Genomic DNA, 25,335 nt, shown 5'->3' on the forward strand with positions numbered 1-25,335 from the left:
TTGACGCAACTCTTGTGGGACTATCAGCTTGCAACGTACAGAGATAGTCTGGCTCATGGGCTTATTGTAGTTTATCCAGACTTTTGACCAGCAAAACCTATATGGAGGAGGGCTTTCCTCCCGACACCAAGCCTGCGGCTATGGTGCAGGCCTCCAGCCCGAAAATTTGGTGACTGGGGCCGGAGAATGAAGATAGGCTGGAAGCGAACGTTGGTGTTCATCCAGGCGAGCGGGGAAAAAGATGAACGAGCCCATGTCGCCGTCAGTACGGGCGGCTATCGAGCGGATGAAGTCTCGTTTGCGCATGACTCGTCGCTTTGGGTTTTGGTTCCAGGCAATCTTGGGGGCGACGGCGCTGCTGCTGTGGTTTGGCTTTTTAATCGGCCAAAATACCGTCTATCGAGATGACTCGCTGGGGGCTGTCATCGCCTTCTGGTTCACCTTGTTTACATTGCTCACCCTGGCAGCCGGTCTATTTTTCAACTGGCGCTACTTGCTCCACGCGGAGCGCCGCTCAGCTTCTGCTGATGCCCTAAGCCAATTGGATTTGCCCAAGCAGTTGCAGTTGGTCACCTATGTCAGCCTCATTGGGGCCTTCCTTGCTTTGATTGGTATGGAAGCCCAAGTGGGCGAGCTGTTGGCGCGCATGTTTTCCCGCACCCAGGCCAACCAGGTGACAGGAGTGCTGCTGCTGGCCGCCAACATCAACGTGACGTTTGCCCACTTCGTCTGCTTGGCAGGGGTTCTCTGGATTACCGGTGTCCTCGACCGTGAGCCCTAGCGCCGGATCCCTGGCCCACCTTTGGGAGTCATGTGGACAGTGGCGAGACGGCTTGTTGTTTTTATAGTCGTTTACAGTCGTTCCAGTTCAGGGCAAGACACCTGAGCTACTGTTCGCGCTAGCGGGACGGAGTCCTTGAAAGGCCTTCTGGCACGGTGCATTTAACGTTTTAGGCGTGGGTGCAGTGTCCTAGTTTGAATCGAAATGACCATAAATGGGCAAAGCAAAGAGCCCCCAACTTGGGAGATAAGCTGGGGGAAGCCCTTTAGGTTTGCTTGAGTTTTCTCCAGACCACCCAGGCCTTTGAGACCTTTGCGACCTCAGTAAAAGCAATGGCTTTACTTAAAGCCCACTGCCGCTTGCCAGACAAAGGCCAGCAGGAAAAACAGAACAGGGATGATCGGCAAAATGTCGATCAGCGGGTCAAACAATTCATAGCCTTCCGGCAAACTGGCCAGGAGCATCATCGCTGACATGGCAACAAACCTCAGGGGAAAACGCGGCTGAAGGAACTGCTTTTTTCAGAATCGAAATAGAGTGTAACATCACCAAGCAGGGATCCCGGCCAAGTTCAAGAAACTTGACATACCCCCCTGCCTACAGGCAAGGGATTCTGGTTCCTGGTTCTGCGACAGCACTTACTGTGTTGGGTTGTCCCTCCACGACAGCGGTGCTTATTTCCCCAGGCGTTCCCTCTTCCGTTCGCGTCAGCCTAAAGAACGCCAATGTTGGAGAGGCCCAAAACGACCCCCACCCCCAGCAAGTGGCCAAAACTGGCAACCCCAATGACTTCCGGCCAGGTCATTCCCAGTACTGGCCCGGTCTCTGAGGCCACTCCAGAAGAGGATTTGAAGCTCAGGTAAGCCAGCCCTGTGCAGAGCAGAATGATCACGGCGCTCAGGGGGGACCAGGGGCTGGTTTGAGCGGTCAAAGCCAGCGGCGCGACAACAGGCATCATGGTTTTCGTCCTCAACTCAGGTTGACCGACCCTTAGATTACCGCTCCTGCTGAACCCCGGATGGGATCCCCTCGCAATCTGCACATGAATTGCAACAAAACCTCACACTACGGCTTTTCTCTGGCTTCAGGGGCAGTTTGCCGTTGCCGGGATCCTTCAGGAATCCTTGGCCAGGAGAGGAAGGTGCCCCCAGGGCTGGGGTTGTGAGGAAAATAAGGCTTGGGCTGAGAAGCTGGGCAGGTCTCTGCCGTATACTAACGAAAGTTAACAAACTTATCTCTTCGATCTCTTTTCGGTGTGATGACTGGGACGCGCTGCCTCGACCCATCCTCTCTGTCTGCACTGTGCGCACCTAAGGATGGCTGCCGATGACTGTTGCTGCTACTGCTGAACCAGCCCAAAAACCTTTCGCATTGCCTCGTGAGCTGTTGGGGCCACCCTCGGAATTTTGGAATCCCACCTTGCTGATGTTTTTGGCTGCGGTGGTGCTTTCGGCCTCTTGCTTTGGCGGGTACGCCTTTTGGCACTGGCCCAAATGGATGGTGTTCTGGCTCAATTTTGTGGCCCTCTATGTTCTGGGCACGGTGATTCACGATGCTTCCCATGGCTCGGCCCACCGCAACCGCTTTCTGAACGAGGCACTCGGACACGGCTCTGCCCTGTTGCAGGGTTTTGTCTATCCCGTCTTTAAGCGGGTACACATGCAGCACCACGCCCACGTCAACCATCCTGAAGACGATCCCGATCACTATGTCTCAACGGGAGGGCCGCTGTGGCTGATCGCGCCGCGGTTTTTCTACCATGAGGTGTTTTTCTTTAAGCGGCAGCTCTGGCGGAAAGGTCGCTGGGATCTGCTGGAGTGGGGCTTGAGTCGGCTGGTGGTTATCCTGACCTTTGGTCTGGCCAGCTACTTCGGCTACACCGACTACATCATGAACTATTGGCTACCCCCTGCCTTTATCATGGGGTTCTTGCTGGGCTTGTTTTTTGACTACCTGCCCCATCGCCCTTTTCAATCCCAAGAGCGGTGGTACAATGCCCGCGTCTATCCCGGATGGCTGACCAACATTCTGCTGTTGGGGCAAAACTATCACCTGATCCACCATCTCTGGCCTTCTGTTCCCTGGTACAAATACCAAGCAGCCTACTGGGCAGCCAAACCTGAGCTGGACGCGCGCAACTGCCAGCAAACGCTGGGGATCTGGGAGAAGGGAGAGTTCTGGGGCTTTTTGTACGATGCTCTGATCGGTCTGCACTGGCACAAGCCCACTTCAGCTCACCCCGCTGCTCCAGCCAATCCAGAATCGGAGGGATCCCCTGCGGATCCACAGCTTGGCTAGCATGGTTTGGCCAACGCTGCAAGTCCCGCAGGTGCTGCTGTTTGTGGAAGCGGCCAGCCTGTTGCAGGACTCTAGCCAGGTTTTGTTGCAGGCCGGTCGGGCAACGGCAGATTTGCCGGAGTTGATTGCAGAAGCGCAGGCGCGGGCCGAAGTCCAGGTGCAGCTCCTTGGGATCCCCGCAGACTTGCGGGCACAGGTGCGAGGGATCCTCAGGTTGACCTCGCCCCAAGAGGTGCTGGCCTACTTGCAGGACTTGCTGGACAGGGGATCCGGCCCGGATTTGGAAGCCTTTTTGGAGCAGGCGGGATCCGCCTCTACAGTGCTGCGCTTCCCCCCCCTGTTGGTGGGGGCTGTGGCTCTGCAGGTGGTGCTGGAGCGGTTGGACTTTTCTCCAGAAGAGCGGGCTGTGGTGCAAGCCCAACGGGATCAATGGGAACAGGCCCTGGCGGAATTGGCCATCCACCACAGGGTTTCCCCAGAGCCGCTCCGGGCCACTGCCGAGACGGTGCTGCGGGCGGCTTCAGCAGAGGAGCTGCTGCAACTGGGTCAGGATCTTTTTCAAGATCTCCAAGATCTCGCTGCTGCCGATTCTGAGCCAGAAGCCGAGCCCCAGGTGGAATTGGCGGGGCCTCTGCTGTTCATGATGGTGGCCGATCACCTGTTGGCCCAAACGGAGTATCCGCTGACCCCGGAGCAGCGGCTGGACTTGCAAACCAATCGCGCCGAGGCAGAAACCCGCTACTTGGCCATGCAAAAGTTGGGCCGCATTGAAAACTTGGCGGAGCAGCAGGCTTATATTCGATCCTGGATTGACCAAGCTTCCGTACCGGATTTGCTGCAGGCTTTGGATCGCTTTTTTGCGGCGTCTGAACCCAACTCATGAGGCTCAGGGATCACCAAAGGTTTGCTATCCCCTATCCTGGAAGCAAAGGGATCCCACTTGAGGTGCGAAAGTGGACTGGGGCAGCCTGTTCTGGATTTTCCTGATCTTCAGCTCTTTGCAACCTCTGCTGAACCGTCGTGCCCAAGAGTTCCGGCGCTTGATGGCCATTCGGGAGTTGGAGCAAAAGCGGGGCAGCCGGGTGATTCTGCTCATTCACCGCCAGGAGTCGATTAGTTTTTTGGGGATCCCGGTTTCCCGCTACATCAGCATCGAGGACTCCGAGCAGGTATTGCGGGCGATTCGCCTTACCCCACCCAATACCCCGATTGATTTGATTTTGCATACCCCCGGTGGCCTGGTGCTGGCCACGGAGCAAATTGCCCGCGCCCTGATCCGCCATCCGGCCAAAGTGACGGTCTTCGTGCCTCACTACGCCATGTCGGGGGGGACAATGCTGGCCCTGGCCGCCGATGAAATCGTCATGGATGCCAATGCAGTCCTGGGGCCGGTGGATCCGCAGTTGGGGGGGTATGCTGCCGCCAGTATTCTGCAGGTGGTGGCGGATAAACCCATTGCCGAAATCGACGACCAAACCTTGATCCTGGCGGATCTGGCCCGCAAAGCAATGCAACAGGTGCAGAACTTCGTGCGGGATCTCTTGAAGGACGATGTGCCCAAGCGCAAAATTGCCCCCGAACGCATCGAGCCCCTCATCCAGTACCTAACCAGCGGACAAGTTACCCACGACTACCCCATCACCGCCGAAGAAGCCCAAAGGTTGGGCCTGCCCATTTCTACCGAGTTGCCACCCCAAATCTATGCCCTGATGGACTTGTACCCACAGGCCACCATGGGCCGCCCTTCCGTGCAGTACATCCCCATCCCCTATGATCCCCGCCCCGCTCTGCCCAGAGGGGGATCCCGCTCTGGCCTAGGGTGAACTCTTGGCGTAAGCTTCCATGGCTTCCAGGCGCAGCCCTCTTGCCCGGCGAAACAGCTCTTGTCCGGTGTGCAGATGGCGGTCGTCGAAGTTCAGGGGGAAATACTGCAGCTCCTCTAGAGCGTCCTCTAGGTGGTTGAGGGCGTAGTAGAGGCGAGAAGCCACTCCCCCCAGGCTGCTGGGATTGGGGAGGCGGCCAAAGATCTGCTGGGCTTGGGCCAGTTTCTGCGCACACTCTTCCAGATAGTCAGCAAAAGACTGCAACAGGTCGGGATCAAAGGGATCCGCCGCCAAAGCATTCAACTGAGGCTTTAGGGAAGACAACAAGGGCCCCAACACTCGGTTTAGAGGGGTGTAGACCTGTCGGATCCAGGCTGCGCGGGCGATGGCTTCGTGGCTGACGGTTTCACGGGGGGATCCCGTCGGCTGGGGGCGGGGTGAGGTGCGGCTGGAGTGCAGTTGCCGATCGTATTCGCGGCGAGATTGGGGATCCTTGAGCACCGCGTAGGCAGCGTTGATCTGGCGGATGCGCTCAGCGGTGGCCCGATCTTTTTTGGCCAGCAGGCTATCGGGATGGTGATACTTGACCAAACGACGGTAGGCAGACTTGATCTCCTCCGCCGTCGCCGCCACGGAAACGCCCAAAACTTCGTAGTGGGATCCCACTCCCGATCCGCTCTCCATAACCCCTAGGCTTGCCGGAAAGAAAAGAAACTTCCACATTGTACCTGCAGCCTAGAATAAAGGTGAGTTTTCCGGTGCTGCCCCATGTCTTCCGCCTCGCCCCAGGGATCCCCCCATCCTTTCAGTGCCCTCTTGGGGGCCGCCATCGCCGTCAGTCTGGGCTACGGTTTTTTTCAACTGCTGCTCTCGATGTTGGCCAAGTTGCCGCCAATTGAGGTGGAGACTGGATCGTTGGCCCGCGGAATCAGCATTCTGGTGCGCTACCTGCTGGTCGGTTCCGTTTCCCTGATTGCCTTCATGTTTGCCATGGTGGGGTTGGGGCTGGCGGCCTATTGTGTGCAATTGCTGGGAGAGCGGCTGACCTCCTCTCAGCGCTGAACCTAGGGGCACAACCTCTGGCCGACTCGTTGGGCGTTTATCATGATGAGCCAGCTTCTTCTCAGCGCAGCACCACCTTGGGGGAGAGCAACAAAGTCAGGGATCCCTGGCGGTAGTCAATCCGGCCTTCGGCAAAGCGCACTTGGGCTAGGCCCGCTTTTTTGAGGGTGATCGCGTCGGCATGGGCCGGGTTCAGCCCAATGGCCGTTTGCACCCACAGGCTCAGATCCGGCTGGTGACCGACCAGAGCCAAAGACGCCAGAGGTTCCCGCTCTGCTTGCCAGCGCACCAGGTCAGCAAAACTGCCGCCCGGAGCCAGCGGTTCAAACACCTCCACAGCTTCGGCCAGGTTCTCGTCCAAAAAGATCTCAGCCGTCTGCCGAGCCCTCACCAGGGGACTGGTGAGCAGGAGATCCCACCTCCAGCCCATGTTCTTGAGCTGGCGGGCAATCTTGCGGCAGCGCCTGCGACCTTCGTCTGTAAGGGCCCGAAAGGCATCCTCGACTTCTGGCCGGGGTTCCTCGGCTATGCCATGGCGAATAAAATCCACGGCCAATTCCTGTCGGGCAGTCTGCTTTTCTGCCGCCCCCTGATAGTGCTCCGCACCGCTAACGCGATAGTGCTCCGCACCGCTAACGCGAACGCTCTCCTGTTGTTCAGACCCAGAGACCATAGAACCCCGTCCTGTCAGCGCGAACGGCACTGTCAAATCTTGACTGCCAAATCTTGGAATAACTGTAACTCTCCCAGAATACTGTGGGAAAAAAGCCCACTCCCTTTACGGCAGCACTCCCGCGACAAAACCGGAAGTCATGAAGAAGACGAGGGGTTATGCAGTCGCTGGCTGACCAGAGTGCGCCCCTCCTGGGTGTAGAGCTGCCAGTAGTTCCAGTAGTTGCCAAACACGGACTTCACATAGCCCCGGGTTTCGGGGAAGGGGATCTGCTCCACAAACACGTCCGGATCCCCGAAGCCAAAGCGGTTCAGCCATCTGGCCACATTGCCGGGGCCACCATTGTAGCTGGCCAGGGCCAGCAAGGTGTTGTCTTGGTAAGTGCGGTGGGTGTAGTCGAAGTACCAGGATCCCAGGTAGAGATTGTCGGCGGGGTTGGTGAGGCTGTACTGGGCCAGGCCGATCTGCTGGGCAATCCAGCGGCCAGTAGCGGGCATCACCTGCATCAAGCCCAAAGCCCCCGAGGCCGAGACGATCTCTGGCTCAAAGCGGGATTCCTGCCGGATCAAAGCCGCCACCATCAAGGGATTGAGGTTAAATTGCCGTGACCAGTGGGCCAAGCCGGGTTGGGCGTAGGGATCCCCGCTCCAGGAATTGTCTGGGCCGGCATAGTAGTGCAGCGGATAGATGGCCTGCCAGAAATCTTGGCGCTGCCTCAACGTCTCCAGCAAGGGATCCGGCTCTTCGCTAAAGCGCAAAGCAGCCACCTGGTTAATGCCCCGCAGGTGATCTCCGGCGCTGTTGCGCAAAATGCCCGTAACAAAGCGCTCGGCAACGCTCATCTGGCGGGGATCCCGCTGCACCGGAGTTTCGCCCTGCCAGCGTTCCCAGGCCAGTTGGCTGGCTCCCATCAAATGCAGGGTTTGCGTAACTGCAGAGACCCCCGGCAACGGTTGGCGCACCGGCTGAAAATCCACCTCCACTCTTTTGCGCCCGCTGTAGAAATCCCCCACCGGCCAGCCCAGTTGCACTGCCGACCGCCAGCCGTAGTAGGTGTGGGGAAACTGACGCAGTACCTGCCGATAGGTCTGCCGAGCTGCAGCCACATCCCCCTGCTGTTCCCGCCATTTGCCCGCCCAGTAGAGCAGTTGTGCCCCCATTTCTGTATCCCGCTGAGCAGATCCGATCTGTTGGGCCAGGGCGATGGCTTGGCTGAGATTGCCTGCTTGTGCTTGGCTCCAGGCCACCGTCCAGGCGGCATTGGCCGCAGCTTCGCTGGCCGGAAAGCGATCCCAAAGGGCTTGCCGGGTGGCTTGGGCCGATTGGGGGCTGGCGTTGCGATCATAGAGCTGGCTGAGGCTGAGCAACGCCTCTGGAGCTTCTTTATCTGAGCCGGATCCCACCTGTCGAAGCAAGTCGATCGCCGTCGGCAGGTCGCTCAGTTCCGCCAAACGGCGGCGGGTGAGAGAAGCCTCTGGCCCATCGGGAAACTGTGCCAGCAGCGCTTGGTAAGCCGCTTTGGCCTGGGGAAACTCCCGCGAGATCTGGTGGCTGCGGCCCCAGCGGTAGAGGTTCTGAGAGGTGGCGGGGGCACGCCCATAGGCCCGGGCAGCTTTGCCGTACTCCCGTTGCTCCCAGTAGGCATCGGCGAGGATCTGCCAGTCGGAAGCCGTGAGGGATCCCTCTTGAGCCTGCCGCCAGCGATCCAGCAACGGCGTTAGCCCAGGGGTTTGCGGGTGATGTTGGGCCAAATCCCGCAGCAGGTCATAGCGGTCGGGATCCAGCTCCAGCAAATGCTTGAGGGCACGTCCAGTCAGCGGGTGGGTGGGAAATTGCTGCCGCAGCCGATCCACCTGGCCCATCCCCCAGAGGGCGTAGGCGGCCACAGGACTGTGGGGATATTCCTGCAAAATCTGGGGCCACCAGATCCCTTGGGCTGTTTCCTTGTCCTGCAACTGTTCATAGGCTTGGGCCCTGAGCTTCCAAATCTCTTCCCTCAGAACCGGCAGGCTCTCTTCCAGCCCCTGCAAATCCTTCAAGGCAGATTGCGCTTGGCCGGCCTGTAGCGCTGCATAGGCTTGCAGAAAGGCCACTGTGGAAGTTTGAGGCAGTTGCGTCGGATCCCTGCCTTCTCGTGCAGAGGCCACTTCTACGGTTTCTGCCCAGGATGAGGTGTAGAAGCCCCAGACAGCTCCACCCAGAGCCGCTCCTGCTGCCAGCACACCGGCAGCCCATCTTGTCCAGCGTCGTTGGTTACTTGTCAGGATCCCCATGCTTTACCTCCCCACCACCTCTGAACTAAGATACTCAACCCGACTGCGTTGAGCCACCGGACGACTCGATACTTGCAACATGGCTGGAAAGCTCACCCAGCAAGCGGTCGCCGCGCATTGTGGCCAGGCGATAGGCAGGGAGAGATGCAACGATTTCTTCAAACTTCAAACGGCGGTGAAACAGCTCATTTCCCCAATTGCGGGATCCCTGTCGGGCTTTCACTGCGGTACACCTTGGCCCCGACACTGCGCAGCTTTTCGTCAATGGCTTCATAGCCACGGTCGATGTAGTGCAATCCGTAGATCGTGGAGCAGCCTTCAGCCGCCAGACCGGCCAACACCAGGGCCGCACCCGCCCGCAGGTCGGTAGCCACCACCGGAGCGCCGGAAAGAGACGGCACCCCCCGGATCAGGGCCACTCGGTTCTTCAGGCGAATATCGGCTCCCATGCGGTTGAGCTCGGGAATGTGGTGCATGCGGTTTTCAAACACTGTCTCCTCAATGGTGCAACTGCCCTCGCTCAAGGCGGCCAAAGCCATGATCGGCGCCTGCACATCGGTGGGGAAACCGGGATAGGGCAGCGTTTGAATATCAGTTGCCTGACACAGCCAGCCTGAGCTCAGTTGAGCTGGGGCAATGCGCAACCGGTTTGGGCCCTCTTCTTCCACCCGCAGACCCATGGCTTGCAACTTGGCGATCACCGCCCGCAGATGATCGGGAATAACAGGGCCAACTGTGAGGTGAGAGCGGGTAATGGCCCCGGCAATGAGATAGGTGCTGGCCTCAATGCGGTCGGGAATGACCGTGTACTCTGTTCCATGCAAGCGGGGCACCCCTACCACCACAACCGTATTGGTGCCGACACCGCGAATGCGGGCCCCCATGGCTTGACAAAAACGGGCTAGATCCGCCACCTCCGGCTCTTGGGCGGCGTTCTCGATCACCGTTTCTCCATCCGCCAGCGTAGCGGCCATCATCAAGGTCTCGGTGGCACCGACGCTGGGATAGTCCAGGTAAATACGGGTTCCCAACAGTTTACGGGCATAGGCATGAACCACCCCATGCTCGATTTGTACCGTCGCCCCCAAGGCTTGTAGACCCCGCACATGCAGATCCACAGGACGAGACCCGATCGCACAGCCGCCGGGCAGGGGAACTCTGGCCACCCCCAGCCGCGCCAACAGAGGCCCTATGATGAAAAAGCTGGCCCGCAACTGGCTGACCAATTCATAGGGAGCTTGAGAGGTTTTGAGGGAGCTGGCATCCAGGTCCAGGGTATTGCCAACATGGGAAACCTTAACTCCCAGCGTGGCCAGGATCTGCCCCATGCGTTCAATGTCCAGCAGACGGGGCACATTGTGAATTCGACAAGCCTCAGGAGCCAAGATGGCCCCGGCCATCAGCGCCAAGGCAGAGTTTTTCGCCCCGCCAATAGGGATGTGGCCACTCAGGGTCTGCTTGCCAATGATTTTCAGCACTGGCCCCATCATCTCTGGCGCGGTTGCCATGCCGGTCTGGGGCGGCGTCAGGCCAGGCTCTAGGGGATCCGCCCCGCTGACGCGATTGTCAAAACCTTTCAATCTCCCTCCTCACCCACAAAAAATAGGCGAACCCTTCTCAGAGAATACTCTGGGGATCACAGCAGCGGCTAAACTCGCAAGCCAAATTGGGTGTGAGGAAGAAGTTCCCATGGCTGTGCTTCTATCCTGCAGCAGCGGACAGGGGAGCGGCTAGGCCAGTTCACCAGATGCAGGTTCTCAGCGAAGGCAACTGGGGGGCAGCCCAACAGCAGGGGGCGGTATGATGGATGCTCAGGGGAAGTGCTTGCAAGGAAAACAGGAAGGAGACAGCCGATGATTGCCACTCAAGTCTCTGCCCAAGAGTTGTTTCGGGCCGCCTATGAAAACCGCTACACCTGGGATCCCGCTTTCCCGGGCTACAGCGCCGAGGTCACCTATTGGGATGGGGAGCGCACATTCGTTGGGCAGGTGCGAGTGGGAGCAGACCTAAAGGCCACCGTTACGGGCGTAGAAGATGAGGAAGCTCGAAAAGCCATTCACAACCAACTCTGGGAGATTGCCATTCACCGGGTGCGCCGCAGCTTCGACGAGACCCATGGGAACAACACCTTCCGTTACGGCCAAACCCTGCCCGATGGCACAGTGGAGATCCTGGTGGGGGGCAAAGCCGAAGGGGATCGCTACCACGTGCGCGATAACCAGGTTACTATGGTGCACCGGCATATCCACGGAGTGGTGGTTACCATCCACACCTTCAGCAGCCACGATACCGGCGAAGGCTATCTTTCCCACCGCTACGATTCCGTCTATCACGATCCCCAAACGGGCGAGCAAAAAGGCGGGCGCAGCCAATTCGAGGATCTGTACACAAAAGTGGGCAAGTATTACATCCTCTCGGAGCGGCGTATCCAGACGGAGACGGAAACCGGCCCTGTGGAGAAGCGCTTCACCTTCAGCAACTTGACCTTGCTGGACACTGGGGCGTGAGCGACCCGGCATTGACCCCAGCAGGGTAGGGGGCCAGCTCTCCCGTTCGTCACTGTTGGGCAGCTACCGGATCAAGCCCTTCTCGATAACGGGAAAGCCAGTCTGTAGGCTTTCAAGCTTTGTTGCGGAATGATCCTCCCGGTTAGAAAAAGCAAGAGAGCCTGAGCTATGCTTTGAATATTCTCCCGCCTGCGATTGGCATGGACAACACCACAGCAAAACCTGACCCGGATTCCGAAGCCCCCATTGGTACCCCTGACCTGATCATTCGCCCCGCCCAACTGGGGGATCTGGAGGCTGTGGAAGAGATTTTGGCGCAAGCCTTTGATGAAGAGTACAGCAGCCGCTCGGTGGATATTCGTCGCCAAGTGCGGCGGTTGCGCCAGTGGTATGGGCCCCTGAAAACCCTGACCCTGTTTCCCAATCGCTTTCAGCACATGTTTACGGTGCATGTGGCGGAGCTGAAGGGCAAGATTCAGGGGGTGATTCAGGTTTCTCCCTTCAACCATTCCCGCAGCACCTGGCGGGTCGATCATATCGCAGTGGCGCCCTCTGCCCAGCGACAGGGGGTGGGATCCCGGCTGCTCAAACACTGCATGGAGCACTTTCGGGAAGCTCGCACCTGGATCCTGGAGGTGAACATCCACAACAAGGGGGCAATGGCGCTCTACCGGCGCAACGGCTTCCAACCCTTGGCTCAGATCACCTACTGGTCGATTCCAGCCGATATTCTGGCAGCTCTCAGCCAGCACGAGCCCAAATTGCCCAACCTGGTGCCGGTGACCAATCGGGATGCCTATGCCATCTACCAACTGGATACGGGATCCATGCCGGCCACTGTGCGCCAGGTGTACGACCGTGAGGTGAACGATTTTCGCACTAGCCCACTGGATTGGCTTTTGGAGCAGGCCAAATGCGCCATTAGCCAGACGGAGCGGGTGGAAGTGTGTGTTTACGAGCCCGAACGCAAAACCGCCATCGGCTACTTCAACTTGAAGTTGGATCGCACCGGGCAGCAACCTCATGTGGCCAAGCTTACGGTTCACCCTGCCTACACTTGGCTTTACCCCGAACTCATGGCCAAGATGGCCCAGCTTACTCAGGCTCATCCGCCGCAATCTCTGGCCTTGGCCTCCACCGATTACCAGCCGGAACGGGAGGAGTTCTTGCTGAAGCTGGGAGCCCAGGATGTAGAGCGGACGTTGCTGATGTCGCGTTCGGTGTGGCACAAAATCCGCGAAAGCCGCCTCTTTACCTGGGATAGTGCTTATCTCAACGCGGTGTTGCGGGGATTACAGGTGAAGCAGCCGGTGCCGGAGCGGTTTGAGGGGCCGCCGGAGGGCTGGGTAGAGCACCACTTTCATCCCATTAGCCCAACCGAGCCGGATCCCAGCTCTGGTCGCGTCAGCGGTGTGGAGTCTTCACCAGGGCTCTCCAGAGACTCCCAATCTGAGGCCTCTCCACCCCCTAGCTAAGGGAGAGAGAGCCCCAATCCCGGCTTGCTTGCACCTTGCGAAAAACGGATGAAAGACCCGAAGGGCAATTCTACTGCGGATCCCTCTTGGCGGGCGCTGATTCAGGCGGCACTGCACCGGAACCGTAGCGATCCCGGTGTGCGGTATTTGCAATTGGCCACGGTGGATCCCCAGGGGCATCCGCGCAACCGCACGGTCGTTTTCCGGGGGTTTTTGGGCGATACCGACCGCATTCAATTGGCGGTGGATAGTCGCAGCGAGAAGATCCGACAAATTGCCCACTGCCCCCAAGCCCAGATCTGCTGGTATTTCTGCAAAACCCGCGAGCAATTCCGCATCGCTGGCACCCTTGAGGCCATCGCCGCCGATCATCCGGATCCCCAGGCCCAGCGCCAGCGGCAGCAGTTGTGGCAACAAATATCGGAAAAAGGACGGCTCCTCTGGTTTTGGCCGGAACCCAAAGGGCCGCTCGCCCCGCCAGAGGCTTTTATTCAAGAGTTGCCGAAAGAGAAAGATCCGCTGCCCCCGCAGACTTTTGTGGCATTACTGCTGGAGCCAACAGAGGTGGATCACTTGCAGCTTAAGGGGGATCAGATCTATCCCCAATTGCGGACAGTGTACGAACGTACCTCCCAAGGGTGGCAGCGTCGGGCCGTGAATCCCTGAAGGCGATCCAAACTTGCTTAGCCTGGTCTGGAGTGGGGGATCCCTTATTCCTTGTTCCTCCAAAGCACAGGGAATATGAGGAATGGACGTGTTAACGTAGCTGAACGATCGTGTTCTGCACGGTGGGGGCGTTATCCTCTGATGGAACTCTGTACGCGTATGGCTGGTCTATCAGGGGTAGGGCAGCAGTTGATGCCTTTTGTCTAACTCGACACGTATCACTTTGGCTTGCAGTGGTCTCGATGTGCGTCTTGATCTGCTCATTCGCTCAGGCTGTTGCCTCTTTTTTCGCCGGCGGCCCATTGCTGAACAGAGCTTTGAGGGGCAAGGGATCCCTAGTGTTGTCTGTCGCTTTGGTTGGGGTAGGGGTTCTTGTGCAGGGATTGAGGGCACAGACTCTGGAGAAACCGACGCTGAAAGCCTTGGAAGATTCTGTTGAGGGGAATGTTATCCCTGTTCTGCACTCAGAACCTGCCTTGCCCCCCCAGGCTGTCCCCACCTCCGCCCGCACAGGACCCTTTCGTGTCGGCAATCGCACGCCCCATCCGGTTCGGCTGGTGATCTTGATGCGCAGCGGCGAACGGATGATCAATCCAGAGACAGCCCACTGGGATTTTGCACCTGGAGAAGGGGGCAGCGAAGGATTGCTGCTGAGCTTGGGAGAGGAACCGCTGCAAATCGGCCCCGGAGACATTGTGGTGGCTTTCGCCCTGGATGGAACCCGCCGCTATTGGGGGCCAAATGTGGTGGGAGAGTCTCTGGCCCCGTTTTGGGATGGGGAGAGCGGCTCCTGGTCGATGATCTTGCAGCCTTAGGGTGCTCCGCGCGCAGCTTGGACATTTGCAGCGGTCACCTCAAACTCCTCTGGGGCAACTTCTCCATTCCTCACTCTTCTGGGCCAAAGGGGGAGGATCCAAGCAACAGAACATTTTGAGAACAGTCTCCAAACCATAGTCATTTCAAGCTAGATTGAGACACTCCCCAAGCGCTCTGTGCCGCTGCCGCGACCAACCCCAGCTCTTCTCCCAGAGAGAGAGGGAAGTTAGGGAACAATGCAACAGAAATGTTTCATTCCTGTTTAATAATGACTACACAAGTAAGTGGCTGCGCAGTTTATAGCTCTGTAGGGTGTTGGCCAGCAGCATCGTTACCGTCATCGGCCCTACGCCTCCCGGTACGGGCGTGATGGCAGCGGCCAACTCTTTGACCGCTTCATAGTCCACATCTCCCACCAGTTGCTCAGATCCGGCAGGGGTCTCGATGCGGTTGATGCCAACGTCGATGACCACCGCGCCGGGTTTCACCATGTCTGCCCTCAATAGGCGGGGGCGGCCCACGGCCATCACCACAATGTCGGCGGCGCGGGTCACTTCTGCCAAGTCGGGGGTGCGGGAGTGGGCTAGGGTGACCGTCGCATCGGCGGCCAACAACATCAAGCTCAAGGGCTTGCCCACCAAGATGCTGCGACCGACCACCACTGCCTTTCGGCCTGCAATCGGGATCCCTTCTGCCTGCAACAGGCGCATCACGCCCAAAGGGGTACAACTGCGTAGGCCGGGCTCGCCGCGCAACAGCCGGCCCAGGTTGAGGGGATGGAGTCCATCCACATCTTTGTCGGGATTGATGGCCAGAAGGGGGGGGATGGGATCCCAGCCGGGGGGCAGGGGCAGTTGGACGAGGATGCCATCCACCCGCTCGTCCTGATTGAGTTGGTCGATGGTGTCGAGCAAATGGGCAGGGGAGTCTTGGGCGGAAAAATGTCGGCCAAAAGAAGCAATGCCCAACCGCTCACAGGCCCGCTCTTTGCCGCGCACATAAGCCGCACTGGCGGGATCCTCTCCAACCCGCAACACCGCCAATCCCGGTGGCCGCCCCACCTGGGGTATCCAAGCTTGCACTTGGGCGGCCATCTCCGCTTGCAGACGGGCGGCTAAGGCTTTGCCATCGAGGATTTTTGCGGGCATGGGGGCGCAAGGATAAAGACAACCATCCAACGACCATCCATAGTGAAGCAGAATGGCAACAGCAGTGCAGGGGAAATGATCGGGTGGGATCCCTATGATTCGGGCAGGTCTTCTTCCTCTTGGCCCAATTGCTCGATGATGATCTCCACCTGCTGCCGCTTTTGCTCCAGGAAGTCCGCGCAGGTTTTCAGGGTTCGGGCGGCCTGTTGAAAGCGCTCCACCACCTCGGCCAGATCCAGCTCCCCCGACTCAATCTGGGCAATCAAAGTTTCCACTTCGGCAATGGCCGCTTCATAGCGCCACGGCTCCTCACGTTTGCGGCGGTTCATGGCTCTCCTCTACTCGTACCCACAGGCTTCCCGAGGCCAGTTGTATTATCAGGCGGGTTTGGGGGGGCAGTTGATGGGTGCGGATGAGGGATCCCTCTTCATTTCGCACCAGGGCATAGCCCCGTTTCAGAATGGCTTCAGGATCGAGAGCTTGTAGGCGATCTTGTAGGGCCTGTTGGTGCTGTTGGTGTTGCCGGAGGCGATGGCGCACGGCTTGGAGCAGGCGATGTTGGCGCTGGGTCAAGCGCTCCTGGGCCTGTTGCAACAGCCGCTCTGGATGCACGTAAGCCAGGTGGTGTTGGGCCTGCTGCAAACGCTGCTGGGCCCTTTCCAAAGCTTGGCGAGTGCGTTCGATCAACTTCTGGCGCAACTGGGATCCCTGGCGCTGCAATTCCCCCAGATCCGGCACGATCCGCTCGGCAGCTGCCGTTGGGGTATGGGCGGCGTAGTCGGCAGCGTAGTCAGCCAGGGTTTCATCCCGCTGGTGGCCAATCCCGGTGACCACCGGGATCCGACATTCGGCAATGGCTCGCACCACCCGCTCATCGTTAAAACAGGCCAAATCTTCGCTGGCTCCACCGCCCCGCGCCAGCAAAAGCACTTCGGCCCGCCCATCCCGCTCCACCCGTCGAATGGCCCGCACAATTGATTCCGGGGCCGCCTCCCCTTGCACTTGAGCTGGGGAGAACAGCACCCGTAGCCCGGGGTAGCGCTGGTTGAGGGTGCGCCGAATATCTCCCCAGCCGGCAGCGTGGGGGGAACTGACGACGGCAATGCACTGGGGATGAACAGGCAGAGGTCGTTGGTTATCGAACAAGCCCTCAGCACTGAGGCGGGCCTTGAGCTGTTGAAATCGCAACGCCAACAGCCCTTCCCCGGCAGGCAGCAATTGCCAGATGACGAGGCGATAATGGCTGCCGCCGCTATAGATGCCAAGTTGCCCAAGGGCGAGCACCTGTTGCCCCACTTCCGGCCAGAAGCTGAGCCTGGAAGTTTGGCCCTGCCAGACCACCCCCTTGAGAACGTCGCCGGTTTCCGGATCGGTCAGGGTCAAGAACAGGTGGCCATTGCGGTTGCGCTGGCAACTGGATACTTCCCCGCTCACCCACAGCCTGGCCAAGTAGGGATCCCCGGCCAGCAGCGATTTCAAATAACGGGACACTCCCCCCACCGAGAGCAGGGGAGCTTCATCCGTGAGCAAAAACTCCATCCCACTGCTGCGGGCGGCTAAAGTCACTTCTGAAGGGACAGGATCGCGCATCCAGGGTTCTCGAATAGCGATGGGACTTGTCGGGATCCCATCTAGAATAGGCGACAACCGGGCGAGAGAGGAGGTGAGCTGGCGGGTGACCTTCGCCCAGTGGCTGGGGCTAGGGGCGCTGTTGGGCCTGCTAGTTCTGCTTTGGCAGATCCGGCAGATCCTGCTGTTGGTGTTCGCGGCCATTGTGTTGGCAGTAGCATTGGATACCTTGGCCCAGATCCCACAGCGCTACGGCTTTCGGCGTGGCCCCTCAATTGTCATCACCAGTTTGACGGTTTTGGTGGCCGCGATCTTGGTGGGGCTAATCGTGGTGCCCCCCCTGGCGGAGCAGTTGCGGCGGCTGTTTACCGATGGGGTGCCCGCCGGGATCGTTCAGGCCCAGCGACTGTTCGAGAGCTTGATCCTCTCTTTGCCGACGGATATTGAGCTGCCGACGCTGCGGGAATTGGCCAATAGCTTGGTGCCCCAGGCCACCGAGTTGGTGCGACAGGTGCGCGACTTTTTCTCCCAGTCCTTCACTGCCTTTTTCGGCACCCTGCTCAACCTATTGTTTGTAATCATCCTCACCATTTTGTTGTTGGCGGATCCCCAAGCCTACAGTCGCGCTTTTGTCTCGGTTTTCCCGGCCTTTTACCGTCCCCGCATTCGCTACATCCTCAAGCGCTGTGAGCTGGCGCTGCGAGGGTGGCTGATGGGGATCCTGTTTACCAGCACCTTGGTGATGCTGCTGAGTGGGATCGGGCTGTGGATTTTGGGGGTGCCCCTGATCTTGGCCAATGCGGTGCTGGCGGGATTGTTCAACTTCATCCCCAATATCGGCCCCACCTTAAGCGTGGTAGCCCCCATGCTGGTAGCCCTCACGGATGCCCCTTGGAAGTCCTTGGCAGTGCTGGGACTGTATATCCTGATCCAGCAGTTGGAAAGCAGCGTCTTCACCCCGATCGTCATGTCCCGACAGGTGTCGCTCCTGCCCGCCCTAACCCTAGTAGCTCAAGTTACTTCAGCCTTTTTCTTTGGGGTGCTGGGCCTGTTCCTGGCCGTGCCTTTGGCGGCAATCCTGCAGGTGTGGATTCAGGAGGTGCTAATTCGGGATGTCCTGGATCCCTGGCAGGGATCCCGATTGCGGCCCTTGCTCAGGTTGGAAAGCAGAGAGAACGGGATCCAAAGCTCCACCCAGGCGGAAAACCAGGATCCCATTCCGCGACCGCAATCGGTGCGAGAAGGTTGAGGGGGCAATGCTCCTGGCTTGGCTCAACCCCATCAGCTTAGCCACACGACCGGCCCTTCCATTGGGCAGGAATCGACGTTCTCCCCACGGCTAGAGCCGGGGGATTCTTTCCCGTCGCTCCACGCTCCTCGCGCTTGACCGGTGTGAGAACGCGACAACTGGCAACTGCGCACCCAGGCAGAGGGGCATTGGGAGAACAGTGAGACCTACGGCCCGCTGCGCGAAGGGCATTCTGTCAACCAAGGACTCCGTCCCGCTATTGCTCACCTGGCAAGGCCGGACTGTGGAGTCCCGGCGGGAAAAGCCGCAACCCCTGCTGTCGCACCCGCCGCTCCTGGAAGGGAATGGGGGTCACGCGCGGCAAAGGCGTAGCCACAGGCTGGGGAGTTGAAGTGGGCACAGCTTGCGGAGAGGGCTCTGGGCTGGGCTCAGGCGTAAGCTCAGGTTCAGGAGTGGCCACCACGGGCGGTGGCGTTGGAACAGCCGGGATCCCCTCTGGTGTCGGACGGGGGCGGCCCAGTTGAAAGCGCGGCTGGCGACGAGGTGCAAGCGTGGGCGTCGCCTCTGGCGTTGGAGTCGGAGTGGGTGTGGGTGTGGGCGTCGGGCTGGGTGTTGGCGTCGGAGTAGGAGTGGGCGTGGGTGTCGGAGTTGGCGTTGGCGTCGGAGTAGGAGTGGGCGTGGGTGTCGGAGTTGGCGTTGGCGTCGGAGTAGGAGTGGGCGTGGGTGTCGGAGTTGGTGTTGGCGTCGGAGTTGGCGTTGGCGTCGGAGTAGGAGTGGGCGTGGGTTCCGGAGTCGGCGTGGGTGTGGGCTGGGGCTGGACGATGGCCAGGGCCTCTTCGGCTTTTAGCTCCCCCCGAACCAGCTTGGAGAGGGTGTCTTGGCCGCCAGGGGTGTAGGTGATCTCGCGGGCGGCGCTGTTGAACACATTGCGGATGGGATCCCCTTTGCTGTCCACCAGTTCCAGCACCATCACATTGCGACCGGGCCTGAAGCCCTTCAGATAAAAAGACTCCCAGCGATCCAGCAGGCCAGATTGGCCGTTGAGGGTGTAGCGGATCCGCCAGTCCCGTGGCAAGTCACTCAACAGGCTCTCCCGCACCGGGGCATTGGCCAGCCAGAAATCCACCAAGATTGGCTCGGCCCCGTAGCTGCCTGTGGGGTGGTTGTAGGTGAGCAGGGGCAGTTGCGGCTGTGGCACGTACTCTGGGGTGGGAGCTAGCACGTGGAAGCTAACCTGGGCATAGGCTTCAGAGTTTTTGAAGCTCTCGTGCCAGGGTTTGCCGGCAAACACCCGCAGAGTATGGGATCCCGGCTCCAAATCCTTGAAAACGAGGGGAGCATCGGCATCGTAATGGGCGATGTAGGGCCGGTTGTCCAGCACCACGTGCAGATGAGGGCCGAGACCCAATTGCGGATCTTTGAAAAGTGGGTACCCTTGCACCGCGAAGCGAACGGTTACCTGCCGCTCTGACAACACCTCACCTGGCTTGGGGCTGAGGATCTGAACTTGCGGGCGACAATACTGCAAATGGGCATCCAGCTTGGCAATCTCCGGGGGAACCGGCACGCGCTCTAGCTGGGGAAGCTGTTCCTGGGAGGGTTCAGGCGGGGATCCCCCACAAGAGGCCAAAACGAGGGCGGTCAACAGACAGATCCACCATCTCAACAACCCCCACCTTCTCAACCTGGCATTTCCCGCGTGTTCTTGCATGAGCCTTACATCCGAATGCTCTTTGTATCCTGCCGAGCCGCAGACAAGCCATCCCCACATTACCAGCATGTGTCCTTTGGGGAAGATCCCTTCCCCCGCCCTAGAATGGGATCAACTGGCCTGGCTCCAGCCGGGTCGGAGACACTTTTGAGGTCGTGTATGGCTCTGTTGGCGATAACAGCTCTTGCGGGCATGGATCTGGCCCAGTGGCAAGCTCTGCTCAACAATGTGGCGTTTGCCATTTGTTTGGGGGCCATGCTGTTTTACTGGGGTGGGGCAGCTTTTCCCCAGGTGCGGCTTCTAACCGAATTGGGCCTAGCGGGGATGATCGGGGCAAACTTGACGATGGCCGCCCTGTTGACGGCCCGCTGGATCGATGCAGGCTACTTCCCCTTGAGTAATCTGTACGAGTCTTTGTTTTTCCTGGCTTGGGGGATCACCGCTTTGCATTTGGTGGCCCTCTACTGGAGCCGCAGCCGCTGGGTGGGGGTCATGACCGCCCCAGTTGTAACCGGGATCGTAGCCTTTGCTGCCTTGGTGCTGCCGGAAGATATGCAGGTAGCCCAGCCCCTCGTGCCGGCTTTGCAATCCAACTGGCTGATGATGCACGTGACTGTGATGTTGCTGGCCTACGCGGCGCTGCTGGTGGGATCCCTTCTCTCCATCAGCTTTCTCATCGTCACCCGCGGTCAGGATGTCCATCTCAAGGGCAACTCCCTCGGCCTGCAATTTCGCCCTCCCCAACCCCAAACCCATCCCGAATGGGCGGAGGCCACCCTGCCCTCCCCTGCTTCGGAACTGGCCTATGCCGGCCTCCGCTCCCCCCGCCCTGCCCCCTCGTCGGCTGAGCTACCTCCCCAACCGGCCCCAGAAGGGATCCCCTGGCAACGGCTGAGCCTGGCAGAAATCTTGGACAACACCAGCTACCGGCTCATCGGGCTGGGCTTTCCCCTGCTCACCATCGGCATTATCGCCGGCGCCGTTTGGGCCAACGAAGCCTGGGGTACCTACTGGAGCTGGGATCCGAAAGAAACCTGGGCCTTGATTACCTGGTTGGTCTTTGCCGCCTATTTGCACGCCCGCATCACCAAAGGCTGGCAAGGCAGACGCCCCGCCCTCTTGGCCAGCTTAGGCTTTGGGGTGGTTTGGGTGTGTTATCTGGGGGTGAACTTTCTGGGCAAAGGCTTACACAGTTATGGCTGGTTTTTCTGAGGGAATTTTTCTCAAAAACCGGCCCGAGTTTATGGGTATTCTGGTGCTGGCAAGCCGTAGTGGATCCCTTCGAGGAGAAAAACGATGCGACTGTTCAACTACCTGATCTTGTTTTCAGCCCTCCTGGCCATTGCCCTCTTTGCCATGCAAAACGCCACCCCGGTCACGGTTACTTTTGCCCCCGGCGTCAGCGTTGAAAGCCCTCTGGTGATGGAACTTCTGGCATCTGCCGGGATTGGGGCCGCCCTCGCCTGGCTGTATAGCCTCTGGATGCGCGTACAGTTCAGCATCGAAGCCCGGGAAAAAAATCGGCAACTGCAGGAGAAGGAGGTCACCATCACCGAACTCAAGGAAATGGTGGTGGAGCTGGAAGCCAAAGTGAAGCAACTGCCCCCCAGCAAGCGCGCCGAACCCCAAGAAGACATCCAGGACGTAAAAGAAGTGGCCACCGAGGGATCCCCTGCCTAGAATCTCCAGGTTGACCCACAGGCCGTTGAGGTAGAATTGAACTTCTACTTGCCCCTCTCCCTAGCTCATACTTCCTATGCAGGTTATCCAAGAAAAACGCCCTGGCAGCCGGGTTGGCCTCAAAATCGTGGTAGAAGCCGACCGGGTGAAGCGCTCCTACGAAAAAACCTTGCGTCAACTGGAGCAGAATATCCAAATTCCGGGATTCCGCAAGGGCAAGGCCCCCCGCAATCTTGTTGTGCGTCAGGTGGGCCGCGAGCGCATCCTGGCCAGTGCTGTCGATGACCTAATCAACGAGGCCATTCAACAGGCTTTCAAGGAAGCTCAGCTCACTCCCATTAGCCGGTTCGAGCTGGATGATGAGGTGGGTCAGCTCTTGGCTCAGTTCAACCCCGAAGCAGACTTCAGCTTCTCAGGATATGTTGAGGTGTACCCCGAAGCCCGCGTTGGCCAATACAAAGGGCTGACCGTTACGGCAACCCGTGTTGACGTCAAGCCTGAACAAATTGACCAGCTCATCGACCGATGGCGGGATCAGCGGGCCACCCTCTTGCCGGTAGAAGATCGGCCTGCTCAGTTGGGGGATGTGGTGGTGATCGATTTTGCAGCCCGCGATGCAGAAGGCAATCCCCTCGACGAGATGACCACCCAGGACTTCCAGCTGGAACTCAAGGAAGACAACTTCATCCCCGGTTTTGTGGCGGGCATCGTGGGCATGCAGCTCGACGAAACCAAGGAGATCGCAGCCACCTTCCCCGACGACTACTTCAGAGAAGAGGTGGCCGGGAAAACGGTTACCTTCATCGTCTCCCTGAAGGAGATCAAGGCCAAAGAGCTGCCCGAATTGGATGATGCCTTTGTGCAAGAGATCAGCAGCTTTCAAACAGTGGCCGAACTGCGGGAGCACTTGCAAAAGCGCCTTGAACAGGATGCCCTGACACAATCTGAGGAGAACCTCGAAACCGCCATCCTCAACGCCATCCTGGAAACCACCGAGGTGGATCTGCCCGAGACCCTAGTCGAGCAGGAAACGACGCAACTGCTATCCCAAAGCCTTCACTCGCTGCAACAGCAGCAAGGGGTCACGCCAGGCGAGATCCGCAAGCTCCTGTCCCAACTGCCGCCTGAAACCCTCAACCAGTTGATGGAGCGCCACCGACCCGAAGCCATCAACCGGCTGCGGCGCACCTTGGCCCTGAGTGCCATCGTTCGGCAAGAGCAAATTGCCGTAGGTTCCACGGAGTTGGACGTGGAGGTGGAAGAGGTGATGGCGGCCTATGCCCAGCAAGGCCAAAAGCTGGATCGGGAACGAGTACGCCGAGTACGCCAAGCCGTCTATGAAAGCTTGCTGACCAACAAGGTGATGGCTTGGCTGAAGTCTCAGACCACGGTCAACTGGGTCGATAGCGAGGGGAATCCAACCCAGGCGCCCACTTCTTTGGCAGGCTCGGAGGAGAAGGTTGAAGTGCCAGAGGCCGAGTTTGAGGCCGATGGGCCAGAAGCAGAGGTATCTGGGATCCCTGAGGCAATTGAATCCTCATCAGAGACGGCTACGGGGGCGGAAACGGATGGAGAAGCTGCAGCTGCGGAAGCCGAGCCAGCTACAGAAAAGGCTGTAGAAGCATCCCCTGCTGAAACCGTCTCAGCCTCTGCGGCAGAGGCAACGCTCCCAGTTGAGGAGAAAGCGGCAGAGACCGCTACAGAGATCCCGGCAGCAGAAAAGCCCAAGCCGAGCAAAAAGGACAAAAAAGGCAAGTGAATGCGCTGGGGATTTTCTGGCTGAGGGCATTTCCTTCAAAAGCAAGGGGGCGCAGCCCCTAGTGTTCCAAGTCACAAAAAATAGATATCTACCACTGCTGGCAGTGGCAAAGGGGAGCGTTTAGGGTTTATCCTATTCGCAACATCTGCAAGAGGGCAGGCTGCCATGAAGGGATTTGCGCGCGTACTTGGGGCTTGGGGGATCCTCACCCTGATCGCCGGGATCTCGCCCGGCAGCGCTGTGGGCCAATCGGCCTTGCCTCCTGTGCCCATCATGCCCTCGGATCCCCAAGGTTCGTTTCCCGATCCAGGGATCCCGGCAGCCCCTTCCCCTCCCCGTGAGCCGGTCGGGCTGGATCTCCGCCATCTGGTGGGATTGTTCATCAACGAGTCCTTGGGTGCAGGCAACCAAGCTGCCGCAGTCAGTTACAACGACCTTTACACCCGCCTGTTGGCCCGAAGCTACGGGGATCCCCGCCCCCCCATTGAGGTGGAGTACGAGTTCATTCAAGAGATCCTGCGGGAGTATGGGGATCCCGCCGATCGTTTCTGGGATCCGCAAGCTTTCAAGGACTTGCTCAACCGTCCCCGTCCTCCCGTACAAGCCCGCGGGATCGGCCCGCGCCAGGTTTATTTGGCAGTGCCGGATCTCACCCCGGCCACAGCTCAGCAGATCCGCCAAACCCTCTACACCCAAGACTACAGCCAGGGCATTGTCCTCGACCTGCGCGGCTCGGTGGGCTACGACCCCCAAGTGGTAGCAGATGTGGCGCGCCTGTTTTTGCCCCGCTCCGTCCAGCCGCTGCTGATTACCGAAGACCGATTCCGGCAGCCCACCCTCTGGAACAGCGAAAATCTGCCCATTGCCGCCGGGATCCCGTTGGCCGTTCTGGTGGATGGCAACACCCGCCAGGGGGCCACCCTCCTGGCTGCCCAGTTGGGAGCCAGCGGCAGCACCCTTATCTTGGGACAGCCCACCCAAGGCAGCGAGCGACAGACCCGCTTCTTTGCCCTTCCCTCCGGCGCGGCGGTGGAACTGGCCGTGGCCACCTGGAAAACAGGGGATGGTCGCTCTTTGGAGCGGGGTCTGGTGCCTTTGCAGACCGTGGAAGGAGATGACAATGCTTGGCTGAATGCCGGCCTGCAAGCGCTGGCCTTGCCCCCCCGGCGACCCACCCTGCCCCCACGGCCTACCGTGCTGGTGCAAGAGGGCCGAGTCGGTCGCTTTGAGCTGGGCATGGATACCCGCAACGTCGATACCCACCTGCTGGGCAATGTCGATCAGATCCCAGCGGCCTCTGGAGCCAATGTGTTTCAGCCCAACAGCGACTTGAAGATCTTTTACCTACAAGACTACATCCTCTTCACCTACCGTCATCCGGGCATTGTGGATAGCTTTTTCGCCAACCGCATCTACACCACCCACCCGGAAGCCATGACCGGCGAAGGGATCCGCATCGGCTCCACCTATTCGGAAGTGATCGCCGTTTACGGCGGGCCCGGCGGGAACGGCTACAACGAGGTGGTACCCTATCCCAAGGGAAGCCGAGAATATCTGCGCGACGACCGCTACTACGTCAACTACGATGCCCTGGGCCTGGCCTTTGCCTTTGAGGTGGGATCCAACCAGGTCACGGCCATTGGCCTGTTCAAGCCGGGGAGCTGAAGGCGAGGGCAACTGGGGAATCTCTGTTGGCTTGCCAGAGGGTTCGGGGATCCCGCCCATCTCCACGTTGTCCCCTGCCGGAGAAAAGTTAATCGATTGTTAATCTTTTTGTCCTGATCTCTCAACATCGCCCGGAGCGATGCGGTAGATTAGTGCAGCAACCCCCGCAAAGGGGATTTT

The 25,335-nt window shown here is 59.2% G+C and carries 24 protein-coding genes; 14 read left to right on the forward strand and 10 right to left on the reverse strand.

Annotated elements, in window-relative coordinates:
* Positions 1–241 precede the first annotated feature (241 nt).
* Positions 242–781 carry a DUF3611 family protein gene (locus ACVW0B_RS06675; protein ID WP_414332564.1) on the forward strand — a complete coding sequence of 180 codons (540 nt, stop codon included), beginning with the start codon at positions 242–244 and terminating at the stop codon, positions 779–781.
* A gap of 338 nt (positions 782–1,119) precedes the next feature.
* Here ACVW0B_RS06675 and ACVW0B_RS06680 read toward each other — a convergent pair whose 3' ends face one another.
* Together ACVW0B_RS06680 and psaK are read right to left on the reverse strand one after the other, a co-directional pair.
* Positions 1,120–1,257, reverse strand: a complete 138-nt coding sequence (locus ACVW0B_RS06680) for a photosystem II reaction center protein K (protein WP_414350277.1) — start codon at positions 1,255–1,257, stop codon at positions 1,120–1,122.
* 236 nt (positions 1,258–1,493) lie between these two features.
* Positions 1,494–1,739: a photosystem I reaction center subunit PsaK gene (psaK, locus tag ACVW0B_RS06685; protein ID WP_414332568.1), complete on the reverse strand. Its 246-nt coding sequence runs from the start codon at positions 1,737–1,739 to the stop codon at positions 1,494–1,496.
* 368 nt (positions 1,740–2,107) lie between these two features.
* Between psaK and ACVW0B_RS06690 the strand changes: the two genes are divergently transcribed.
* From ACVW0B_RS06690 to ACVW0B_RS06700, 3 genes are all read left to right on the forward strand, one after another.
* Positions 2,108–3,079: a fatty acid desaturase gene (locus ACVW0B_RS06690; RefSeq protein WP_011431774.1), complete on the forward strand. Its 972-nt coding sequence runs from the start codon at positions 2,108–2,110 to the stop codon at positions 3,077–3,079.
* 1 nt (position 3,080) lies between these two features.
* A complete protein-coding gene (locus tag ACVW0B_RS06695) occupies positions 3,081–3,962 on the forward strand; it encodes a hypothetical protein (protein WP_457491298.1) in 882 nt (293 codons plus the stop codon).
* Positions 3,963–4,032: 70 nt separating this feature from the next.
* Positions 4,033–4,902, forward strand: coding sequence for an SDH family Clp fold serine proteinase (locus tag ACVW0B_RS06700; protein WP_457384648.1), 870 nt, complete (start codon positions 4,033–4,035; stop codon positions 4,900–4,902).
* Here the strand turns inward: ACVW0B_RS06700 and ACVW0B_RS06705 are convergent.
* Positions 4,894–5,586 carry a J domain-containing protein gene (locus ACVW0B_RS06705; protein ID WP_457491272.1) on the reverse strand — a complete coding sequence of 231 codons (693 nt, stop codon included), beginning with the start codon at positions 5,584–5,586 and terminating at the stop codon, positions 4,894–4,896. The genes ACVW0B_RS06700 and ACVW0B_RS06705 overlap by 9 nt on opposite strands.
* A gap of 84 nt (positions 5,587–5,670) precedes the next feature.
* Between ACVW0B_RS06705 and ACVW0B_RS06710 the strand changes: the two genes are divergently transcribed.
* Entirely contained in the window at positions 5,671–5,964 is a 294-nt protein-coding gene (locus ACVW0B_RS06710) for a DUF3082 domain-containing protein (RefSeq protein WP_457491273.1), read from the forward strand.
* A gap of 61 nt (positions 5,965–6,025) precedes the next feature.
* Here ACVW0B_RS06710 and sixA read toward each other — a convergent pair whose 3' ends face one another.
* The 3 genes from sixA to murA all read right to left on the reverse strand — a co-directional run bounded on the left by sixA (position 6,026) and on the right by murA (position 10,418).
* Positions 6,026–6,637 carry a phosphohistidine phosphatase SixA gene (gene sixA / locus ACVW0B_RS06715; RefSeq protein WP_457384650.1) on the reverse strand — a complete coding sequence of 204 codons (612 nt, stop codon included), beginning with the start codon at positions 6,635–6,637 and terminating at the stop codon, positions 6,026–6,028.
* 137 nt (positions 6,638–6,774) lie between these two features.
* Entirely contained in the window at positions 6,775–8,910 is a 2,136-nt protein-coding gene (locus tag ACVW0B_RS06720; protein WP_457491274.1) for a lytic transglycosylase domain-containing protein, read from the reverse strand.
* Positions 8,911–9,095: 185 nt separating this feature from the next.
* Entirely contained in the window at positions 9,096–10,418 is a 1,323-nt protein-coding gene (gene murA, locus ACVW0B_RS06725) for a UDP-N-acetylglucosamine 1-carboxyvinyltransferase (protein WP_457491299.1), read from the reverse strand.
* Positions 10,419–10,763: 345 nt separating this feature from the next.
* Here murA and ACVW0B_RS06730 point away from each other — a divergent pair, with 345 nt between their 5' ends.
* The 4 genes from ACVW0B_RS06730 (at position 10,764) to ACVW0B_RS06745 (ending at position 14,373) form a co-directional block, all read left to right on the forward strand.
* Complete coding sequence (locus ACVW0B_RS06730) at positions 10,764–11,417, forward strand: DUF3386 domain-containing protein (protein WP_011431766.1); 654 nt, start codon at positions 10,764–10,766, stop codon at positions 11,415–11,417.
* Between the two features lie 200 nt (positions 11,418–11,617).
* The gene (locus ACVW0B_RS06735; RefSeq protein ID WP_457491275.1) at positions 11,618–12,892 is read left to right on the forward strand and encodes a GNAT family N-acetyltransferase; all 1,275 of its coding nucleotides are present in this window, start codon (positions 11,618–11,620) and stop codon (positions 12,890–12,892) included.
* Between the two features lie 48 nt (positions 12,893–12,940).
* On the forward strand, positions 12,941–13,558 hold the full coding sequence (locus ACVW0B_RS06740; protein ID WP_457490562.1) for an Npun_F5749 family FMN-dependent PPOX-type flavoprotein: 618 nt from the start codon (positions 12,941–12,943) through the stop codon (positions 13,556–13,558).
* Positions 13,559–13,896: 338 nt separating this feature from the next.
* Positions 13,897–14,373, forward strand: a complete 477-nt coding sequence (locus ACVW0B_RS06745) for a hypothetical protein (protein ID WP_457491276.1) — start codon at positions 13,897–13,899, stop codon at positions 14,371–14,373.
* A 273-nt stretch (positions 14,374–14,646) separates the two neighbouring features.
* Here the strand turns inward: ACVW0B_RS06745 and folD are convergent, their stop codons facing one another.
* The 3 genes from folD to xseA all read right to left on the reverse strand — a co-directional run bounded on the left by folD (position 14,647) and on the right by xseA (position 17,061).
* Positions 14,647–15,522 (reverse strand): bifunctional methylenetetrahydrofolate dehydrogenase/methenyltetrahydrofolate cyclohydrolase FolD, encoded by an 876-nt coding sequence (gene folD, locus ACVW0B_RS06750; RefSeq protein WP_457491277.1) that lies wholly within the window; start codon positions 15,520–15,522, stop codon positions 14,647–14,649.
* Between the two features lie 92 nt (positions 15,523–15,614).
* A complete protein-coding gene (xseB, locus tag ACVW0B_RS06755; protein ID WP_414408568.1) occupies positions 15,615–15,851 on the reverse strand; it encodes an exodeoxyribonuclease VII small subunit in 237 nt (78 codons plus the stop codon).
* Entirely contained in the window at positions 15,832–17,061 is a 1,230-nt protein-coding gene (gene xseA, locus ACVW0B_RS06760) for an exodeoxyribonuclease VII large subunit (RefSeq protein WP_457491300.1), read from the reverse strand. The genes xseB and xseA overlap by 20 nt, the downstream gene beginning before the upstream one ends.
* A gap of 124 nt (positions 17,062–17,185) precedes the next feature.
* Here xseA and ACVW0B_RS06765 point away from each other — a divergent pair, with 124 nt between their 5' ends.
* Entirely contained in the window at positions 17,186–18,340 is a 1,155-nt protein-coding gene (locus tag ACVW0B_RS06765) for an AI-2E family transporter (protein WP_457491278.1), read from the forward strand.
* A 256-nt stretch (positions 18,341–18,596) separates the two neighbouring features.
* Here the strand turns inward: ACVW0B_RS06765 and ACVW0B_RS06770 are convergent, their stop codons facing one another.
* Entirely contained in the window at positions 18,597–19,985 is a 1,389-nt protein-coding gene (locus ACVW0B_RS06770; protein WP_457491279.1) for a hypothetical protein, read from the reverse strand.
* 225 nt (positions 19,986–20,210) lie between these two features.
* Here ACVW0B_RS06770 and ccsB point away from each other — a divergent pair, with 225 nt between their 5' ends.
* From ccsB to ACVW0B_RS06790, 4 genes are all read left to right on the forward strand, one after another.
* The gene (ccsB, locus tag ACVW0B_RS06775) at positions 20,211–21,263 is read left to right on the forward strand and encodes a c-type cytochrome biogenesis protein CcsB (RefSeq protein ID WP_457491301.1); all 1,053 of its coding nucleotides are present in this window, start codon (positions 20,211–20,213) and stop codon (positions 21,261–21,263) included.
* A gap of 84 nt (positions 21,264–21,347) precedes the next feature.
* On the forward strand, positions 21,348–21,731 hold the full coding sequence (locus tag ACVW0B_RS06780; RefSeq protein WP_011431755.1) for a LapA family protein: 384 nt from the start codon (positions 21,348–21,350) through the stop codon (positions 21,729–21,731).
* A gap of 76 nt (positions 21,732–21,807) precedes the next feature.
* Entirely contained in the window at positions 21,808–23,490 is a 1,683-nt protein-coding gene (tig, locus tag ACVW0B_RS06785) for a trigger factor (protein WP_457491280.1), read from the forward strand.
* Positions 23,491–23,655: 165 nt separating this feature from the next.
* Positions 23,656–25,155 carry a S41 family peptidase gene (locus ACVW0B_RS06790; RefSeq protein WP_457491281.1) on the forward strand — a complete coding sequence of 500 codons (1,500 nt, stop codon included), beginning with the start codon at positions 23,656–23,658 and terminating at the stop codon, positions 25,153–25,155.
* Positions 25,156–25,335: the final 180 nt, after the last annotated feature.

The sequence above is a fragment of the Thermostichus sp. MS-CIW-23 genome, from assembly GCF_054059455.1.

What these genes read in the sequence shown, in the direction of transcription:
- psaK (WP_414332568.1), bottom strand. Translation starts at nt 1,739, where the DNA reads ATGATGCCTGTTGTCGCGCCGCTGGCTTTGACCGCTCAAACCAGCCCC.
- ACVW0B_RS06690 (WP_011431774.1), top strand. Translation starts at nt 2,108, where the DNA reads ATGACTGTTGCTGCTACTGCTGAACCAGCCCAAAAACCTTTCGCATTG.
- ccsB (WP_457491301.1), top strand. Translation starts at nt 20,211, where the DNA reads ATGGCTCTGTTGGCGATAACAGCTCTTGCGGGCATGGATCTGGCCCAG.
- ACVW0B_RS06735 (WP_457491275.1), top strand. Translation starts at nt 11,618, where the DNA reads ATGGACAACACCACAGCAAAACCTGACCCGGATTCCGAAGCCCCCATT.
- sixA (WP_457384650.1), bottom strand. Translation starts at nt 6,637, where the DNA reads ATGGTCTCTGGGTCTGAACAACAGGAGAGCGTTCGCGTTAGCGGTGCG.
- ACVW0B_RS06705 (WP_457491272.1), bottom strand. Translation starts at nt 5,586, where the DNA reads ATGGAGAGCGGATCGGGAGTGGGATCCCACTACGAAGTTTTGGGCGTT.
- folD (WP_457491277.1), bottom strand. Translation starts at nt 15,522, where the DNA reads ATGCCCGCAAAAATCCTCGATGGCAAAGCCTTAGCCGCCCGTCTGCAA.
- ACVW0B_RS06790 (WP_457491281.1), top strand. Translation starts at nt 23,656, where the DNA reads ATGAAGGGATTTGCGCGCGTACTTGGGGCTTGGGGGATCCTCACCCTG.
- ACVW0B_RS06710 (WP_457491273.1), top strand. Translation starts at nt 5,671, where the DNA reads ATGTCTTCCGCCTCGCCCCAGGGATCCCCCCATCCTTTCAGTGCCCTC.
- murA (WP_457491299.1), bottom strand. Translation starts at nt 10,418, where the DNA reads ATGGCAACCGCGCCAGAGATGATGGGGCCAGTGCTGAAAATCATTGGC.
- ACVW0B_RS06730 (WP_011431766.1), top strand. Translation starts at nt 10,764, where the DNA reads ATGATTGCCACTCAAGTCTCTGCCCAAGAGTTGTTTCGGGCCGCCTAT.
- xseA (WP_457491300.1), bottom strand. Translation starts at nt 17,061, where the DNA reads ATGGAGTTTTTGCTCACGGATGAAGCTCCCCTGCTCTCGGTGGGGGGA.
- ACVW0B_RS06780 (WP_011431755.1), top strand. Translation starts at nt 21,348, where the DNA reads ATGCGACTGTTCAACTACCTGATCTTGTTTTCAGCCCTCCTGGCCATT.
- ACVW0B_RS06680 (WP_414350277.1), bottom strand. Translation starts at nt 1,257, where the DNA reads ATGTCAGCGATGATGCTCCTGGCCAGTTTGCCGGAAGGCTATGAATTG.
- tig (WP_457491280.1), top strand. Translation starts at nt 21,808, where the DNA reads ATGCAGGTTATCCAAGAAAAACGCCCTGGCAGCCGGGTTGGCCTCAAA.
- ACVW0B_RS06695 (WP_457491298.1), top strand. Translation starts at nt 3,081, where the DNA reads ATGGTTTGGCCAACGCTGCAAGTCCCGCAGGTGCTGCTGTTTGTGGAA.
- ACVW0B_RS06740 (WP_457490562.1), top strand. Translation starts at nt 12,941, where the DNA reads ATGAAAGACCCGAAGGGCAATTCTACTGCGGATCCCTCTTGGCGGGCG.
- xseB (WP_414408568.1), bottom strand. Translation starts at nt 15,851, where the DNA reads ATGAACCGCCGCAAACGTGAGGAGCCGTGGCGCTATGAAGCGGCCATT.
- ACVW0B_RS06675 (WP_414332564.1), top strand. Translation starts at nt 242, where the DNA reads ATGAACGAGCCCATGTCGCCGTCAGTACGGGCGGCTATCGAGCGGATG.
- ACVW0B_RS06720 (WP_457491274.1), bottom strand. Translation starts at nt 8,910, where the DNA reads ATGGGGATCCTGACAAGTAACCAACGACGCTGGACAAGATGGGCTGCC.